We start from the raw sequence: 16,812 nt of genomic DNA on the forward strand, positions 1-16,812 counted from the left end.
AAAAAACAATATGGCAACACTAAGCAAGAACGAACTAATAGCGCACATCAGCAGCACCGTGGTGAGCGGGGCGAGGCTGAAGGCGGCACCGATGCGGGAAATCCTGCTGAACATCGTATACCTTATAGATGGCGGCGTGCCGAGCACGGGCGGAAACACGGGAGGAAACCAGAACCCAAGCCCGAGCAACCCTACTCCGCAGCCGAACCCAAGCCCGCAGCCGAACGCTGGCGCTGGCATCTCGCTAAGCGGGCAGCTCGCCACGGCGCAGAACGGCTCCTACATTGCGGGCATAGAATCCCAGAACCCGCTAAGGAAGAACGAAACCAATGTGATAACCGTGACCGTGAAGGGAAGCGAGGGCAGGCTGGGCGTGTCTGCCACATCCTTGTTCATAGGCAGGAGCAAGATGGAGCTGGTGAGGGACAGCTATGCGCAGGTGGAGGGCGGCTTTACCTACAAGTACCAAGGGGAGATAATGGAGGCTAACGAACAGCCGCTTACGCTGGGTATGGTCTTCAACGATGGCTCGGATCTCTCCTACACCACCACGGTGAAGATAGAGGGAAGGTACCGTTACCCGAACTTGGAATTCCAGCGGGTGGGCAACAAGATGCGCGTGATACTTCAGAAGAAGGACAACGAGGAAATCAGCGGCTACGGCATCTGGCAGCTCTACGACAACGGGAAGAAGGTTGGGGACGGCAGGTTTAAGAAATTGGACGGCTACACCCTGGAAACGGATGGCGATGTGATGGTTTTCGACCCCGTGCAGAACAAGTCCATCCCCCCTACCCCCGGGAAGCACTATGTCTTTGAAATCACCTCGCTGAGCTATGTAAGGGGCTGGCTTCCAGAGAACGGCTCATTCGTGGAGGAAACGGAAACATTCGTGGGATGATGTGGATAAGGAGGAACGGGCAAAACCACTTGAATCTCGTAAAGAGGGGCAGCAGCACCGTGGTATCGGCATCGCAGAACAGGGCGATATTGTCCGATGACTCCGTTACGCTCCGCGTGGCTTCCAAGTCGGTGCTGGATGTGAAGGTGAACGATACCTTCGAGGTATTCGGGGAAGTCTACAGGATAAACCAGGAGCCTACCGTTCAAAAGAACAGCAGTTTTGAATACGACTACACCATCGTGGGTCAGGGCGTGATGTTTGACTTATTGCGCTGCAAGTTCTTCAACTCCGATGGCAACGGCTGGAAGAGCGACTTGGAATTCCCGATAATCGGCGACTTGGAATTATTCCTAACGGTCGTGAAGAACAATATGCTGCGCTTCGGCGGAAACTGGGAGGTGGGAAGTATTCCGCAGGATACCGAGACCAAGACGATAAACTTCAGCGATGATTCGTGCCTTTCCGCTTTGCAGAAGATTTGCAATGAATACAAGGTTGAATTCTGGATAAAGCGGGAGGATGGGCGGTTTAAAATCCACACTGGGCAGTTCGGCTCCACCCTGCCGATACCTTTTGAATACGGCAAAGGGAAAGGGCTTTACCAACTCACACGCAGAAGCGTTGACGAGCAGCAAATCATCAACCGTCTGTATGCTTACGGCGGCTCTGAGAACATCCCAGCGGGTTACCGAAACTTCGCCAAGCGGTTACAAATAAGTGATAATTCCTATCTGGAGGATGCGGAGATGATAGCGGCTAACGGGCTGAAGGAAGGCTCGATTAATTTTGAGGAAGTCTATCCCAAGAGGACTGGCAAGATAACGGCGGTAAACGGACTGACGAAGATTGCGGATGCCTCCATGGACTTTGACTTGAACGCAAAGGAAGCCGATGGAAGCACGAAGTACCTCGTGGCGGGGCAGACTGCCAAGATGCACTTCAACACGGGGAATTTGGCGGGATACGAGTTTGAAATCCACAAGTATGACCACGATGCGAAGGAGTTCACGCTGATACCTTTCCACAACGAGCAGGGCAGGGAGTTTCCTGACAAGGACAGTGCGGCGTTTCAGTTTTCGGTGGGCGACGAGTATGTGCTTTTGGACATCGTGATGCCCGAAACCTACATCACGAACGCAGAGGCGGAGCTGTTGCGGAAGGCGAAGGAGCAGTTCAACCTGATGAAGCAGGCAAAAGTTTCGTACGACTTGCAGATTGATGCATCCTACCTTAAATTGCTTAACAAGCTGCCTGAGATTGGCGACTTGCTGAATGTGAGGGATTCCGCGTTGGGAATTGACAAGGTGTTGCGGATAAACCAGATAACGAGGGAGTTCATCAAGGATGGCGAGAGAACGGACTTTGACTATAAAATCGTCATCGCAGATTCTTACGAGGTCAGCTATGCTTCGCAGATGGTGCTGGAGATGCAGGACATCAGGAGCGTGGTCAACAATGTAAGGCTGGGATTGGCGAGCACTTCTCGGCTCGGATACCGATTAAACAAGGAATTGCAGGATAGCATCTTTGACACGGATGGCTACTTTGACCCCGACAATATAAGACCGCTGAGCATTGAAACATCTATGCTCTCGGTGGGTGCGCAGTCGCAGCAGCTATCTACATCCCTGATCCTTAGGACTAATGTGGGTAACGATCCTGACAGGGTGGCTTGGAACAACTGCCAGATTTACTCACAGACGATGGACAAGGTATGGACTATCGCTGAGGGCGAGCAAACGATTAGCGGAGGAACGCTGTATGTGTACGGGAAGGCGGGCAAGTCGGGAAGCAAGGCTGTTCTCCACTTCACGGCAGAGAAGATAGCGTTTGATTCTAAGCCGAGCGACTATTATTTCCTATTAGGCATCCTATCCTCCGTGATTGAGGGTTACAGGGTTTTCGTTCCTACCATCGGGATGACGACCATCACGGGCGGGCTGATTAGGACGGGGATAATATCCTCCAACGATGGCGCTACGACCTTCAACCTGAACACTGGCGAGATATCGGGGCGGATAAGGTTTGCCTCGGGAAGCTCCGGCTATGCGAACATCAGCGATGCGCCCGATGTGGAGAACCTGCAGATTGGCGGCAGGAACTACATCAGGGACTCACGCTTTGAGAAGGGTTATTGGGAATTTGAGAGTAACAGGGGAACGATAACGATTGCGCCAAGGGATATATGGGGAGTGCCTACGCCAGCAAAGAAGAACGCGCTGAACTATTTCTCTGACGCTGGGGAAAACTACCTGTATTTCAAACATTTCATAGATGTTGAGCCAGGCGAGTACACTCTGAGTTTCTGGGTAAAGAGCGATGGTGCGTTTTTAAAATCAGGATGCGCCGTTATGGAAAGCGACCCGAGCACTACTCACAAATTTTTTGACATTCCTTTTACAAATGAATGGCGCAAGGTAGTCGTAAGGCTCAACATCGCAACCGACAAGGTGAAGCTACGGCTGGGCTTTAATTCCAACGGAAATGCTTGGATATCGGTGGCGGACATCAAGTTGGAGAAGGGACAGAAGGCTACGGACTGGACTCCTGCGCCCGAGGATGTGGATGCGGCTATCTCTGCGGTGGAGCAGCGGATAATTGACATAGAGAACAATGCCGACTACGAACTTACGACGATAGATGGCAATGTGATAACGACTGGAACGCTCTCTCTTGGCGACACGCTCGGTGCGAACGCTGGGATTACGGGAAACACGCAATCCTCGGTTTTCCTCTATGGCGGTACGAACTTCGGGAACAGGAACAACGCTCCGATAAGCCTTCACAGAGATGGCTTTATGCGCGTGCGTGACGCTCAGGGCAGGGTGATATTCGAGATTGGGCAAAAGGATGGGAAGGCGGTATTCAACATCTACAACGAGAACGGAACATTGGTGGCGGAAATCGGGCAGCAGGGCATCATCTTTCAAAACTTCATTCCAGAATCGTATCAACCGCAAGGTGTGAGGAAGTTAAACTCCAGCATCGGGGATTACGGTGCGATGGCGAACGAAATAAGGCAGTATGTGGAGGAGGAATACGCTTTTTCAGGGGAGCATCAGGAAGGCGGAAATGTGAGGGCTATAAAGGTTAGCCTGAATACGGACAGAACGATTTACTACTACCATCCTGGGAATAATTTTGAAAGTGCCGGAAACCAACAATATGTTGGTTACTACGATGAAAAGAATAAACTTGGGCAGGGAACGAGCGGCGTCTTTGCTCTCTACAAACAGATATTCTACCTGGAGGGAGATGGTTATAATTTCTCAGTTGAAGTTTACAGGATTGAGAATGGGAAGATTATGGAAAGCAAAATAGTTCAGATAAAATGAAAAACTTATTGGAAGGAGTGCTGATGATGGCTGTATCGCTAACGGCGATGACGATTGCCGCACCGCTGGGCTACGGCATCTGGCTGCAGGAAGGCACGGTGGGCTGGTTCCTCTTCTACGGCGGCTGCCTTATGCTGCTGATGAAGGGGATACACATAATATACGCACACGGCAGGAGGAAGTTTAACGAGCATCTGCGCTGTATGAGGCTGCGCAAGATAAAAAGGGAAAGAGCAAACAGAAAGTAATGGAAGATGGCTTATTCACGAGCCCGTGGACTCATCACGACTGGGCTATCGTTATCCTATCGCTGTTGGCGTATTTGTACAGGATGTACCTTACCTACGCTACGAAGGATGTCAAGAATCCCGAGCTGAAAGACTGGCTGGGGAACTTCGTGCTTAGCGCCATCTGCGCAACGGCGCTTTACGAGTTTGCGCTGTATAACGAGTGGAATTTACGGATGTTCCTATTGCCTTATGCGGTGCTGGTAATTTTGATGAAGGATGTTACCGACTGGCTGTTTATGAGTAGGGAGGCGAAGAATATGGTGATAGAATGCGTTCGGGAGAGCCTCAGCGTGTTCCTCGGACGGTTTGGCTACACAAGGAAGGATGACGAGGAGTTTACATTATGAAATTTCATTTAAAAAAAATAAGACAGATTATGGTAAAGACAGAAGGCTGGTGGATAGCTGGATGCGAGGAGCTCGCAAGATATTTTGCCGCCATGGGCATCGAAAACCCGAACGCTGGAAGCCCCCAGTTTGGCTTCTACCAGCGTGATGGGGAATGGAAGTACGCCGTGGTCAGCAAGCTGAAAACCGCGGAGCAGATAAGCTTGGATGACTACCTTGAGCAGAAGGGGGGGCAAGCGGAAACACAGGCAGAGAACGAAATTGAGGCGGAGCCTGTTTCAGGAGGAGTTGAAGCGGCGATAGAGCTGGTAAGGGCTGCGGGATACGCGGTACTGGAAGTGGATTCCGTTGGCGTTCCCATCATTCCCGACTATGTGGAGGGCGTGGTTTGGAACGGAGAAGAACACAAGCGGGATGCGCTCATCGTTGCCAGGTGCCAGCACGGGTACATAGCACCCGCTGCGAAGGGATTCGGGCTGGAGTTTTACCAAAACGCTAAACTTAAGACCAAGCTAAGTTTGGCGGAAATCCTTAGGGAAAAAGGAATTGATCCCGAGGCGTTTGAAATTATAAACGATTTGTAAATGGACAAGAAGTACAATTTTATCAAAGACCTAAAAGCGCCGAAGGTGATGCAAATCGCCAAGCAATTCATCGGCACGAAGGAAATTATAGGCAAGGCGCACAACAATGTGATAATGGGCTGGGCTAAGGAGCTCGGTCTGAAGGAATATACTGCGGACGAGATTCCGTGGTGCGGGCTCTTCGTTGCCTACTGCATCAAGCAGGCGGGCTACAGCGTGGTGGAGAAGCCTCTCTGGGCGCAGAACTGGATGAGATTCGGCAACAGGGAATCGATTCTAACAGCGGCGTATGGGGACATACTGGTATTCAGCCGCAACGGCGGCGGGCATGTAGGCTTCTATGTGGGGGAAGATCCGTACTACTTTCATGTTCTGGGAGGAAACCAATCCGATATGGTGTGCATTACGAGGATTGCAAAATCTCGCTGCATCGCTGTACGCAGATGCCCGTGGAAAATAGGGCAGCCGAAGGAGGTAAGGAAGTACTATGTTTCTCCTACTGGAAAGATAAGCACGAACGAGGCGTAATGCGTTAAGAAAAACCGATTTTCTTAACACGACAGGATTCTTATGTTAAGAAAATCCATATATGTGTAAGAAGCCCGCGCTAATCTCTCGCGGTAAAATGAGATGTTTCATTTCTGTTGCGGCTCGGGTAGCCGCTTTTTTGTTATTTATAATGGTTATAAATTAAATAATATTGTATTATTATTGTAATATAATTTGCATATTAAAATAATACATTGTATCTTTGTACCATTAAAATTAAACATTAACCGGGGTCGCAGCCCCACAAAAACAAAAAGTTATGAGCAATTACAAATTCCTTATCAACAAAGACAGCGAAGAAAATGTGTTCCGCGCTATCGACGCGGACAGAATCGAAACCCTACGGGTTTCAGAAACTTACGACCAGTACGGTCAGCGGGTATCACCGGAAGACGCCGGTGCCTGCCTTTACCTTCTAACAGAAAAAGCCTGCGAAGTGGCTAAGAGTTTTCACCTCGAGCAGTATGAAGAGCGTGAATACAGAATGGGCGAGGCTATCCTGGCATATGAGGACAAAGCCTTCGATGAAGTTGTTGATGAAACAGAAGAAGGTGAAGATTATGAAAGAGACGAAGAAACCTGCGAGGGTTTCAACTACTGGGATGGCTCCAACTGGCAAACGGTTGTCATAAAATATAATCAGTCCGATTACTGGACTGGTTGGGAGATCGTGGATGATGAGGAGCTTGAAAAAAAGCTCAATCAAGCCATCGAAGATATGGAATTCGAGAGCGAAGGCGGCGGATTTCGCCGTTATACAGCGGACGGCTATGAAATAGAGGAATCCTTTTATAGCTCTTCCTGGGAAAGCTATTCCTTAAGGAAGATAGATTAAAAAAACGCCCTGCTGGTTGCAGCCGGCAGGGCTGCCTTTACGGCACAAAAATAAAACATTAACCGCCGCAAAAGCGGCACAAAAATAATAAAATGAAAAATTTAGAAACGGTTAAGCAGTTAACCGAGAAAAGAAACGAGATTGAAGCCGAAATCTTCAAACTCGAGAAAAAATTGAAAGACGAGAATTTGCCAATTCTCTACAAAGAGATATGCAACCTTTTAGATGGTTGCGGCAAAGGCTATGTTTCGGGCGACTACTACGCCCAATCCAGGTATTACAGCGATATACCTGGTGTTAAAAACATCAGACTTTCTGGAGATAGATTACATATTAAAGTAACTTCTCCAGCCGGTTATATGTTTCCAGAGCAGATAACCGTGAGAGAAAAAGACTTGTCCATAGATTTTTGGGTAAGTCGAAACTTCGACGACGAATTAGATTATTAATTTAACCCACCCTGCGCATCACGAAATGTTTTGCGCGGGGTTTTTATTTTAAAAATTATGAAAACAACAACAGTAAGGCTCTCGGAAAACACTTCCGTGGAGCTGGCAAAGGACTTTGAAAACTTCACCACCGCCGTTCAGCTCATCCTGGAGCCGCACCGTAGGCTTAGGAAAGTGGTGATGAAGGAGTTGAAAGGATTATTCAGTAAGGAAGAAATCACCGCACTGGTGGACAGCCAGAACGGTGTGATGCTAACGCCCGCCTTCATCTACAAGAAGGATTTCCTTATTGAACAGCTGGAAGATTTCGAGCTTTTCGAAAGCGGCATCAGCAGGCACGGTGCGGAGAAAGAGGAGTTGATTGAGAAACTAAGCGGCATCTCCAACTCGCAGGTGTATTTCTTGCTTCTGGAAATCCACGCATTCTGGAACTCGGGCGGAAAGCTGGATGATTTTGTAAAGCAGTTCGGATGATTGTCAGCACGATGAGCGAGGCGGAGATGGTTTCGGAAATCCACAAGGATTTTCCGGAACTTGCCGTCTTCACGGAACTGAAGGACAAGGAATATCGCCGAGCAGTCATCAAGGCTTCCAAGTTTCCTTTCTTTATGCGCTTCTACAAGAAAACCAAGGGCGGGAATCGTTGGATGCTAATCTACGAGGCGAGGAAGAAGAAGGATAGGAAGAACAGCCGCATCCACTTCGTCTTGATGATTGATACGCCGCGCGGTTTCTGGGCATTGATGCCTACCTATTTCGACGACCATATGCACTGTATCTTCTTTATGCCGCACTTCTTCAGCCGATACCGCCAAAGGTGCAATCTGGAAGAGAGCAGGGAGAACTTGATTTACAAGTATTTCCGCCGAAATCCCGACTACATCTATGAAATCGCAACGAAGCAGGAAGGCGAGGTTTCTTGGCAGGAAGTTTACGGAAGTTGCAAGGATGGAGTGGCTCTCGGTGTGGCAACTGTGGAAGGCAATGTGTTCTTCAAGACTTTCATCACCTACGAAATGACGAAAGGGCAGCAGATTGAAACCTTTGCCCGAAACGAAGAGATACGGCGGGAATTGAGTGCGAAAAATTAAAGCGGTTACGGTTTGTAGCCGCTTTTTAAATAAAAAGCCACGCAGGGAATCCCCACGCGGCTTTTCGAACGAGAAAAGCTTATTTTACGGATTTTGGTGAGATAAGGAAGGTTTGGTATGCTTATTTGTTTTAAGCCGCAACTTAATCTGCCTTTGGCTGAAGAGCGGCTCGGAGTCTTTCCTTGATTGTTTTCTTTTCAGAAGAATTTTATGTCCTTCCACGAAAATCCTTCCTTCCTTAGTCATCTGTGGCGTTATCCTTCGGTTATTGGTTTTCCACCTGCTGTTTAAGTTCGTTTAATTGTTTTTCCAATTCATCGATTTTGCTCAATAACTATTTTTCAGCATGATCCACAAACGCTTCAAATTCTTGTTTGGATACGCTTTTACCTTTTATTTCAAAACGTCCATTAGAATTTTTGAAAGTTAATTGATTTCCGCTCTTATCGTAGGTTCGTTCACTCCAATAGCCGTTGGAATTTTTTAAAGTCAGCAGATTTCCTTCCTCGTCATAGGTTCGTTCTTCCCAAAACCCAACAGAATTTTTTAAAGTCAGCAGATTTCCTTCCTCGTCATAGGTTCGTTCTTCCCAATAGCCATTGGACTCCTTATATGTCAGTCGGTTTCCTTTGTCGTCATAGGTATATTCAGACCAAGAACCGTCGTCATTAATAACTTTCTTATAAGCGATTACATCGCTATTAATGTGGTAGTATAGAATTGTTTGTGTTTGCATTTTTTTATTTATTTTTTTTAGTTATCTTCCTTCCCATTTTTTAAAAAATTGTCAAGCCTTTCACCTCCCATAGGTTCCGTGAACAATTCCCCTGACTCGAAAAATACTTTGCCAGGTTCCACTACCGCATAGATTTCGTCTGTCACCCATATCTGAAAACCAGATTGGTTCGATACTGAGAATTCTGCTCCCTTGATCGGTACCTTTATGATACCTCCTTGATCAAATACATCTTTTCCAAGTTCAAATGCCACTCGAATTCTCTTACTAACAATCTTTTCGTCCATATGGAATACTACGGATTCTCCAGGGTTTTCTGAATATGCCTTTAGGTTTGTCATCTTTAACTTTTAAAAAATATTTTCAAGTGTTTTTCTCTCCACATTGTGGTCTCTATTAATAGCCTTCCTCGTCACTTTTGAACGGCTAATCTGAATATCGAATTCAGGTTCATCCCCTTTCATGATTGTGCGCATAAATCCTTTACTACCTTCGGGTATGTCTTCGCCTTCCGTTGCCCAATTAATTAAAGCGTGAATGAATTGCTGATTGACTTCTTTTTTTGCAAGCCACTCATTACCTTTTGAAATTCCAACAAATGGTGTTTGTGTAAGTGGTGAAATCCCGAAATTAATCATTCTGAAAATACCATCAACTATTTCGTGGAAAGTATCGATACCAATACCCCATTTTTCATCAAGTGCATTTTCTGTAATAGCATAATCCTCATCTGGATTTTCTGTGTTTGTAAGAACATCAGCAATTTCTTTCGCTTCTTCCCAATCTAATTTTACTGTTTTTGACATTTGATTTTATTTAATTTTTGTTTGTTAATGTGAACTACCCACTACCCTAAAGGCGAAGGGGATTTCTTGGATGATCATTTTTATTTACAATTTTTTACAAACCAAATTTGATTATAGCGACTTCGATTATGGCGAGGTATTCCTTTGCGTGCTTATTGTCGCCGTGCGTTTTTCTGACTTCCTTTTCAAACTCGTCTATAGAACCCGTGAAGCATCCGCAGTTGACCTTTATGTTGCCACCACCTTCCCTGAAGAAAGTCGTCGTGCGATTGTGCGAGCCGAAGTTCTGGAAGCTGCAGAAGTCATCGTTGGATGTAATTGTGGCGTTTCCCGAAATCCACGACATTACTTGAAGACTCGCAACTCCATTAACCCATGCGTTTCCTAAGATTCTTGAATAACCGCTAACCACAGCGTGATCAAAGACCTTGGCATCGTCTTGAATAATTACATGGTCAAAAGCGTAAGCACTGCCAAAAACATGTGCGTTTCCATAAACCCTTGCGTAGCCGTAAACTCGTGCTCTTCCATAAACCCACGCTTCTCCAGAGACTAATGCATTTCCATAAACTAATGCATCCCCGGTAACCAATGCGTTATTTAAAATTTGGGCATTACCGAATACTTGTGCATTGTCACCGACCCAAGCGTTGCCTGATAGATTGGTTTCTTTCTCAACCCATCCCCCTAATTCTCCTTCGGTTGCATACATTGAATCTCTCGTGGCTTGAATCCTGAATAATTTTACCCCCATAGAGTTCACTATGGATTCCTCCGTTAGTTTAAAGTGTTTTTCCGTGTTCATTTTAGTTGGTTTTAAAAAAAATCCTGTGGTCTAAATAGTGATAATTGTGCGGTGTGTCTTTTTATTCGTGCAATAGCGGCATCGTAATAGTGTTTGTCCAGCTCGCAGCCTGTCAATTCAAATCCGTAATCGTGGCAGGCGATAGCGATACTTCCCGAACCTAAGTGAGTATCAAGTATTTTATCGCCTTGCTTTGCATATTTGTCTAAAAGCCATTTGTAAAGTGCTACGGGTTTTTGGGTGATATGCCTTTTTGTCCCGTCAATATCTGGTAATGTACTTAATCGTTTAAAAATTCTTGTGTTGTTTTTTATTGAACACCAAGCCATTTCTGCTTCAGAAAAAGACCTATTAGGGTTTAATTTATCCCATATAATCCAATTATTATTAAGAGGCAATGGAAAGTAATTTCCACCCCAAATTATTTGATTTTTTGAAACTCTGAAAAGTTCATTAAAATATTCATCATTAGGAATATTTGAATCCCAAGATTTACCCTTTATAAATTTATGATTACCACTTCCCATGGTCATATTTGCCGCGTTTATACCATAAGGCGGATCCACAATAGCTAAGTCGAAATACTTATCAGGATAGCGCGCCATTAAAGCCATGTTATCCTCGTTGGTTATTGTTATTTTATCGGTAATTTTCATAAATATTTAGTTTTGTCCTTGTAAAACCTTATCAAGTCTCTTATTTCTGGAATGCTCAATTTTCCGCTTCCGTTGTCGTTTTCCAGCCTTTCCACAGCCTCCTTCCCAATTCTCGCAACCAATCCCTTGCGGTATTCAATCAGGTTTCCGTGCAGGTTTCGGTTGCAGGGAACGCACTGCCCCCAAACATTATCTTCGTTAAACCTAAGGTGTGGTGCGCTGCCGACGCTTCGGTAATGCCCAGCGTCAAACTTCCTCCCCGCGATCGACCTTCCGCAGCTGATGCAGGGCTTGTCCTTGTCCCGCTCCCTGATGAATCGGTTGAATACCGTTTGCAGCTCTTTTAGCCACTCTCTGTGTGTTTTGAGCCCTTCCCTCTGTTTTTTAATTTCCTTCCGATTTTGCGCCGCTTCCTTGCGTAATTTAGCCTGTTCTCTCCTGTTGGCGTATTCGATGGCGCAGCGAGGAGAGCAGACAGACTGCAGCGGTCTGGTTGGCGTGAATTTTTTCTTGCAGCTTTTGCAGGTTTTCGGCTTCAAGTCCTTACTTTTGGTTTGTTTAACATAAATAGATTTCCCTTGCTGCCATCTCGCACTCGGATTTCCTTGCCTTCATAAAGCGGCTTTAACGCCCGCCTTACTTCCTTCCAAGATTTTCCGCTCTCCCGCATCAATTCAGGCGCATAAACCCCGTTATTTCCGCCCGAGGATGTATATCTATCAGATATAATTTTAAATAGAATTTTGCTCAGTTTCTCGCAGTCTGCCGACTTCATTTCGTAATCTGTATATCTCTGCTGTTTTCCTGCTGTTCATCTCCATCATTTTTTCCATCTCAAATTCAAGAACGGTAAGCGTGTCGGAAACTTCCCTCAACGCTTTATACCACTTCTTGTTTTGGTTGTCCACGAGCGCCTTCCCTGCCTGAATTCCATCCTTGCCCTTCATCACATTACTATCAGTCATATTTAGAAAGTCATTAATAACTGACCAGCATTCACGGATTTTGCCCTTCCTGCCCTGCAATTCAATTTGGTTGTCGTAGGTGTCAATCCTCGCATCCCACCCCTTCATCCAATTCTTAAAATGGTAAACCATCGTGTTCTCCTTCTGTTTCATAATAGTTTGTAGTTTCAAATGCCTGCTCAGGCGTTGGTCTTATCTCTTCAATGTTTATCGCCACATTTGGCTTCCTGCCGTAAAACTTTGTGCAGTCCGCAAACATTGCCTCGCCAAGTTCATCCTTCTCATAATACCTTCTGCTCCGCCAGTCGTAGAATATCTCATATTTTCCCCACTTGGCGATGCCCTCGGGCTTTATCTTTAAGATGTGAATGTCTGTTTGGTTTGGGAAGATCACTTCCTTATTGTCGCTCTCATCAATCCACCTACCTCCCTCATCCACTGTTGGCGTTGGTCTATGGACAAGCACTTGCAACATAGCCTTGCGATTATTGTTCTTACCGCCATAAAATTCATCTGCAAGAGCAATTAGTTTCTTGCGCTTGCCTGATTTATCTGTAAACTTCGCCGTTTCGGAAACATGGTTTACCGCTATGTCAAACCGATTGTTTTCCTCCGCCTCAAGATTAAATCTGTTCAACACCCTCAGCACTTCTTCAGCCTTAGGCTCAAAATCCTGAACATCATACACAGGGTCAATCACCAGGCTATCGAACCGAATATCATACGCTTTTTCAGCATCATACAACTCTTTATAGATGTTGTCCAAGGTGTTGTATGTGGTATCCTTTCTGTTTTGCCTGAATATGTAAAGTTTATCCAGCAGGAAGTGCTCCGCTTCATCCGCTTCCGAATCGGTCATTGCGTAGGGATTAGGCTTCCCATCAGGCCGTATCTTAGCGTATGGCTTACCGATGTAGTAGCCGCAGAATTGCGTGAACACCTTCTCTATGTCGCCTGATTCCGTGCTGAATAATGCCACTTTGAAATTATGCTTCTCAATCATCTGAATTACCAACTCGTTACAGAATTGTGATTTTCCGTGGTTTGGCTCGCCACCAATCATAAGTGTGCATTTCCTGCTTCCCTGCAACAATCTTCCTTTGTCGTATTGATTCCAAGACTTAAATCCGAAAGTTACTGGGTCAAGTTCTCCATTCTCACGCAGTTCACGCATCCTGCGCTGAATATTCCCGTTAATCGCCTGAAAACTCATACATCAAAAACTCCTCTGTAAACTGTTGATTTCTGTGGTGCGAGGTTTTCCGTGAAGTTTCTCGCCGCCTTTTGCGGATAATAAGGTGTCACTCCAGTGAAGAATTTATTCATCAGGCTTGAAACCATCCTTGGTGTTACGCCATCGCAATACTTCACGATGCAGGAAGCCCACTTCAAAACATCCTCTTCTTTCATCTCGGTGTTTGATAGCAGATTAATGTCTTTCATCTCCTCAGCTATTTCAATAACTAATCTTTCCAAGTTTTCCATTTGTCAAAGTTAAGCTCGGTTGTCTTGCTCTCTTTCCGTTCTATATTCTTCATCCAAGAAGCCTTAAAGCCACGCCAAGAATTCTCAGAACAGATTTTTAAGACTTCGTTTATCGTCATTCCTGATTTCTTAATCTCGCTTAAAAGACTATTAAAAGCGGACTGAGTGCTTACTCCTTTGGTTTTCTTTCTAACAGTCATATATTCTTTTGCGAGTATTTTATCCGCTCCTTCTGAAATCAATGCCTTCTCAAAATCATTGTCGCTATTTATATTAATTGTTTTATTTAATACTGTTTTTGTAATACTGTTTTTTATTATTTGTGGGTTTTCCTTAGAAGGATTTTCCTTTAATGGATTTTCCACTAAAGGATTTTCCTTAACAGGCAATTCGTCAGCGGTGTCATTTGCAGACTTAATCAGCAGGATATAGTCTATGCACCAATACCCTCTTTCATCCTGATACTTTCTCCTGATTAAATATCCGTGATGCTCAAGTTCCTTTATTGCAGACTTTACCGAGTCAACGCCATCCCGGTTTTCCCTCGCAATCTTCTCAACAGAGAATTCCCATCCATCGGGTTTACTGTTGATATAAGCATACACGCCTTTTGCCTTAAGTGAGATGTCCTTGTTGTGAACCAATTCATTTGGAACCTGCGAAAACCTTGCTTCTAATACTAATTTTCCTGCCATAACTCTTCAGAAAAAGGAAATCCCGAAAGAAAACAGAGCCACCATTCCCTGTAGTCAATCGGGTTTCCTGAATTTTTTACGATGTCATAATGGTGGAACATCTTCATTGTCAAAATTGCAAAATTTTATATCTATCAGATATATTTTTGTTTAAAAATTTTCGTTAATTTTCCATACTCCGCACAACCTGCCTGATTCTACATCCCTCATCATTAATCCAGTGTGGCTTATCTTACCAAGCCGTTCCAATTCGGAAAGCCGCTTCCAGACTTTATCGTGGGGGAGATTCGCAGCGACTGCAATCTGTCTGCTCGTGCCTTTGATGATGTCGTTCAATCCCTGCATTATCATTCTGTGCATCGTAGCCTTATCAGGCTTGATAGCATTGTGTGCTAATTTACTCGTTATTCTCTTCATTTTCGTTGAAATTTAGACTTGTTTGCTCATTTGGTATAGGTAACACCTCGCCGAAGTAGTCCATCGCTTTTTGCGCCATTTTCCGTTCAAATTCCAGCCATTCAATCGTGGTGAGCTCTGATGTGCCTTTCGGTATTTTTTCAACTTCACCAGTCGCTGGGTTTACCCTCTCCTCATAAACGCACCAGGCGGAAAGGATTCTGTGTGTCTGCTGAATGTCGTGAAACTCCTGCCATTCCCGAAGGAAAAGCTCCTGAAAGAACGGAATGATAACTCCCCAGTAGAAACGGTTCTGAGCCAGTGTCCTTGTAGGTGCAATTCGCCTAATCGTTATACTTATCTCCTTGCCTTCAAAAGTCTGCAAAGCCTGTTTGAAGATACTTCTGTTAAGCATCAGTTTTCCGTTCTCTACCCTGCTCTCAATGGTTTTCGCCATATCTCTCGTGAATGTTTCCGATAACTAAGATTTTCACATCGGGATGCAGTGAATCAAGAGAGTTCAAGGTCTGCGTTTTTTCCAAAAGGTAATGGAATCCTCCTCTTCTCCATACCACATTTGCCTTCGTGGAAACAGTGGCTTTGTTTTGGACTGGCACGGAAATCAGAACTTCATCGCCTTCAAAAATCTGCATACCTGATTCATCACATATGCCAGTATTCAAAGATACAGTTTCAGGAATGACTTCCCTGATGGTCAGTGAATTTTCAGGATTGAAGAACGATATGAAAGCCTTGTCTTTCTTAGTAATCAGACTGCCGTAAAGTTTTATCGGTACTAAGCCCTCACATTCTTTGGTATAGGCTCGGAATACTCTATTTGTCATTTTCATAGTACTAATCGTTAAAGATTTCTTCATCCAATCCTGCAATCCATCTCGGTTTGTGGATTACATTCTTGCTCTTGAAATAGTCGTAACTCCTGCGGAACGCATCCTCATCAACCATCTTGTTCAGCCGCTTTACATAATTCTCTACCTTCCGCTTTCCATAGTTCAGGTAATCCTCCCCTACTTCTAATACGCTGTAATTGAATTTGTCATCGAATAGTATGTATTTGAATTTCGGATTATCCGCTAAGCCCAAGATTTCTAAGCCTATGAGGTATAATCCAAACTGAACATCATAGCCAAACTTGTCAATACTCCTGCCGAAATTCTCAGGATTGCAGTCGTTGGAAAACTTCAAATCGTGAAGCACCTCAGGCGAATAAGTGTCTAAAATTCCTCTGAAAGTCCATCCCTGATAAGAAAACTCTATGAACTTCTGAAATGCATCGCAAACCGCTAATTCATCTGCTACTTCGGGTGCGTTTGCCAAGTTGTCTGACACTTCCTTAGCCTTCTCGTAAATTTGCTGAGAAGTCACATCCTTGCCGCTTTCCATAGCGTTCAGGTAGTCGTGAAGCCCTTTGACATATCTTCGCCCGTCGTTTTTGTAACTCGCTTTTAAAGCTTGTTCAAATCTGTCATCATAGGCTTCAAGTGGTGATGTCTCGTTTAGAAAATAATTAACGAAAGTCTTTTGGTTTTCGGTGGTCGGCGTTTCGGACACAATAGCAAACTTCTTATCAAACTTGTGCGGCTCAAGTAGTAGGCAGTCCACAACGCTTCCGAATGTCATCGCTGTGTTCCGCTCCACTGGCTTAAGTAAGTTGTTAATGAAATTCACTGGCGAATCCAGGTGCTTCAACTTACTGTAACTCATCGGCAACATCCGCTGTTTTAATCCACTTATCACGGTTTGCATAGGTGAGTATTCTTCCTTCTGTAAAACCTGCGAGAATACGGCATAATCCTCGCTCTGTGCCATTTCTTCGGCAAATTCAATAGCCTTGTTTTTAGTCGCTCCCATAGTTATCTCCTT

25 protein-coding genes are annotated in these 16,812 nt (G+C 45.1%); 10 read left to right on the forward strand and 15 right to left on the reverse strand.

The window, feature by feature from the left end; genetic code table 11:
* Window positions 1-10: 10 nt before the first annotated feature.
* The 10 genes from BUB43_RS08760 (at window position 11) to BUB43_RS08805 (ending at window position 8,384) form a co-directional block, all read left to right on the forward strand.
* The gene (locus BUB43_RS08760) at window positions 11-901 is read left to right on the forward strand and encodes a hypothetical protein (RefSeq protein ID WP_073180261.1); all 891 of its coding nucleotides are present in this window, start codon (window positions 11-13) and stop codon (window positions 899-901) included.
* Window positions 898-4,239, forward strand: coding sequence for a hypothetical protein (locus BUB43_RS08765; RefSeq protein WP_073180262.1), 3,342 nt, complete (start codon window positions 898-900; stop codon window positions 4,237-4,239). The genes BUB43_RS08760 and BUB43_RS08765 overlap by 4 nt, the downstream gene beginning before the upstream one ends.
* Window positions 4,236-4,487, forward strand: coding sequence for a hypothetical protein (locus tag BUB43_RS08770; RefSeq protein ID WP_073180264.1), 252 nt, complete (start codon window positions 4,236-4,238; stop codon window positions 4,485-4,487). Before BUB43_RS08765 ends, BUB43_RS08770 begins: the two co-directional genes overlap by 4 nt.
* Window positions 4,487-4,876: a hypothetical protein gene (locus BUB43_RS08775; RefSeq protein ID WP_143154077.1), complete on the forward strand. Its 390-nt coding sequence runs from the start codon at window positions 4,487-4,489 to the stop codon at window positions 4,874-4,876. The genes BUB43_RS08770 and BUB43_RS08775 overlap by 1 nt, the downstream gene beginning before the upstream one ends.
* Before the next feature lie 29 nt (window positions 4,877-4,905).
* The gene (locus tag BUB43_RS08780; protein WP_143154078.1) at window positions 4,906-5,460 is read left to right on the forward strand and encodes a UTRA domain-containing protein; all 555 of its coding nucleotides are present in this window, start codon (window positions 4,906-4,908) and stop codon (window positions 5,458-5,460) included.
* Window positions 5,461-5,988 carry a TIGR02594 family protein gene (locus BUB43_RS08785; protein WP_073180270.1) on the forward strand — a complete coding sequence of 176 codons (528 nt, stop codon included), beginning with the start codon at window positions 5,461-5,463 and terminating at the stop codon, window positions 5,986-5,988.
* 280 nt (window positions 5,989-6,268) lie between these two features.
* Window positions 6,269-6,844 (forward strand): hypothetical protein, encoded by a 576-nt coding sequence (locus tag BUB43_RS08790; protein WP_073180272.1) that lies wholly within the window; start codon window positions 6,269-6,271, stop codon window positions 6,842-6,844.
* A 92-nt stretch (window positions 6,845-6,936) separates the two neighbouring features.
* The gene (locus BUB43_RS08795) at window positions 6,937-7,293 is read left to right on the forward strand and encodes a hypothetical protein (RefSeq protein WP_073180274.1); all 357 of its coding nucleotides are present in this window, start codon (window positions 6,937-6,939) and stop codon (window positions 7,291-7,293) included.
* 57 nt (window positions 7,294-7,350) lie between these two features.
* Entirely contained in the window at window positions 7,351-7,767 is a 417-nt protein-coding gene (locus BUB43_RS08800; RefSeq protein ID WP_073180276.1) for a hypothetical protein, read from the forward strand.
* Window positions 7,764-8,384: a hypothetical protein gene (locus BUB43_RS08805; protein ID WP_073180278.1), complete on the forward strand. Its 621-nt coding sequence runs from the start codon at window positions 7,764-7,766 to the stop codon at window positions 8,382-8,384. The genes BUB43_RS08800 and BUB43_RS08805 overlap by 4 nt, the downstream gene beginning before the upstream one ends.
* Before the next feature lie 334 nt (window positions 8,385-8,718).
* Here the strand turns inward: BUB43_RS08805 and BUB43_RS08810 are convergent, their stop codons facing one another.
* The 15 genes from BUB43_RS08810 to BUB43_RS08875 all read right to left on the reverse strand — a co-directional run bounded on the left by BUB43_RS08810 (window position 8,719) and on the right by BUB43_RS08875 (window position 16,800).
* Complete coding sequence (locus BUB43_RS08810) at window positions 8,719-9,120, reverse strand: hypothetical protein (protein ID WP_073180280.1); 402 nt, start codon at window positions 9,118-9,120, stop codon at window positions 8,719-8,721.
* Window positions 9,121-9,137: 17 nt separating this feature from the next.
* The gene (locus tag BUB43_RS08815; protein ID WP_073180282.1) at window positions 9,138-9,461 is read right to left on the reverse strand and encodes a hypothetical protein; all 324 of its coding nucleotides are present in this window, start codon (window positions 9,459-9,461) and stop codon (window positions 9,138-9,140) included.
* Between the two features lie 9 nt (window positions 9,462-9,470).
* Entirely contained in the window at window positions 9,471-9,926 is a 456-nt protein-coding gene (locus tag BUB43_RS08820) for a hypothetical protein (protein ID WP_073180284.1), read from the reverse strand.
* Between the two features lie 94 nt (window positions 9,927-10,020).
* The gene (locus BUB43_RS08825; protein ID WP_073180286.1) at window positions 10,021-10,731 is read right to left on the reverse strand and encodes a hypothetical protein; all 711 of its coding nucleotides are present in this window, start codon (window positions 10,729-10,731) and stop codon (window positions 10,021-10,023) included.
* An 11-nt stretch (window positions 10,732-10,742) separates the two neighbouring features.
* Window positions 10,743-11,387 (reverse strand): DNA methyltransferase, encoded by a 645-nt coding sequence (locus BUB43_RS08830; RefSeq protein ID WP_073180288.1) that lies wholly within the window; start codon window positions 11,385-11,387, stop codon window positions 10,743-10,745.
* Window positions 11,384-11,926, reverse strand: a complete 543-nt coding sequence (locus tag BUB43_RS08835; protein ID WP_143154079.1) for a recombination protein NinG — start codon at window positions 11,924-11,926, stop codon at window positions 11,384-11,386. Before BUB43_RS08835 ends, BUB43_RS08830 begins: the two co-directional genes overlap by 4 nt.
* Window positions 11,927-12,118: 192 nt before the next feature.
* A complete protein-coding gene (locus BUB43_RS08840) occupies window positions 12,119-12,505 on the reverse strand; it encodes a hypothetical protein (RefSeq protein ID WP_073180292.1) in 387 nt (128 codons plus the stop codon).
* Complete coding sequence (locus BUB43_RS08845) at window positions 12,468-13,565, reverse strand: P-loop NTPase family protein (protein ID WP_073180294.1); 1,098 nt, start codon at window positions 13,563-13,565, stop codon at window positions 12,468-12,470. The genes BUB43_RS08840 and BUB43_RS08845 overlap by 38 nt, the downstream gene beginning before the upstream one ends.
* On the reverse strand, window positions 13,562-13,828 hold the full coding sequence (locus BUB43_RS08850; protein ID WP_159430239.1) for a hypothetical protein: 267 nt from the start codon (window positions 13,826-13,828) through the stop codon (window positions 13,562-13,564). The genes BUB43_RS08845 and BUB43_RS08850 overlap by 4 nt, the downstream gene beginning before the upstream one ends.
* Entirely contained in the window at window positions 13,816-14,532 is a 717-nt protein-coding gene (locus BUB43_RS08855; protein WP_073180298.1) for a helix-turn-helix domain-containing protein, read from the reverse strand. The genes BUB43_RS08850 and BUB43_RS08855 overlap by 13 nt, the downstream gene beginning before the upstream one ends.
* The gene (locus BUB43_RS11470) at window positions 14,517-14,639 is read right to left on the reverse strand and encodes a hypothetical protein (protein WP_260200719.1); all 123 of its coding nucleotides are present in this window, start codon (window positions 14,637-14,639) and stop codon (window positions 14,517-14,519) included. The genes BUB43_RS08855 and BUB43_RS11470 overlap by 16 nt, the downstream gene beginning before the upstream one ends.
* A gap of 43 nt (window positions 14,640-14,682) precedes the next feature.
* Window positions 14,683-14,949, reverse strand: a complete 267-nt coding sequence (locus tag BUB43_RS08860) for a hypothetical protein (protein WP_073180300.1) — start codon at window positions 14,947-14,949, stop codon at window positions 14,683-14,685.
* Window positions 14,930-15,385, reverse strand: coding sequence for a hypothetical protein (locus BUB43_RS08865; RefSeq protein WP_073180301.1), 456 nt, complete (start codon window positions 15,383-15,385; stop codon window positions 14,930-14,932). The genes BUB43_RS08860 and BUB43_RS08865 overlap by 20 nt, the downstream gene beginning before the upstream one ends.
* Entirely contained in the window at window positions 15,369-15,779 is a 411-nt protein-coding gene (locus BUB43_RS08870; RefSeq protein WP_073180303.1) for a YopX family protein, read from the reverse strand. Before BUB43_RS08870 ends, BUB43_RS08865 begins: the two co-directional genes overlap by 17 nt.
* A 4-nt stretch (window positions 15,780-15,783) precedes the next feature.
* A complete protein-coding gene (locus tag BUB43_RS08875) occupies window positions 15,784-16,800 on the reverse strand; it encodes a PD-(D/E)XK nuclease-like domain-containing protein (protein ID WP_073180305.1) in 1,017 nt (338 codons plus the stop codon).
* Window positions 16,801-16,812: the final 12 nt, after the last annotated feature.

The sequence above is a fragment of the Cruoricaptor ignavus genome (assembly GCF_900141665.1).
In the GTDB taxonomy this organism is placed as follows: Bacteria; Bacteroidota; Bacteroidia; order Flavobacteriales; family Weeksellaceae; genus Cruoricaptor; species Cruoricaptor ignavus.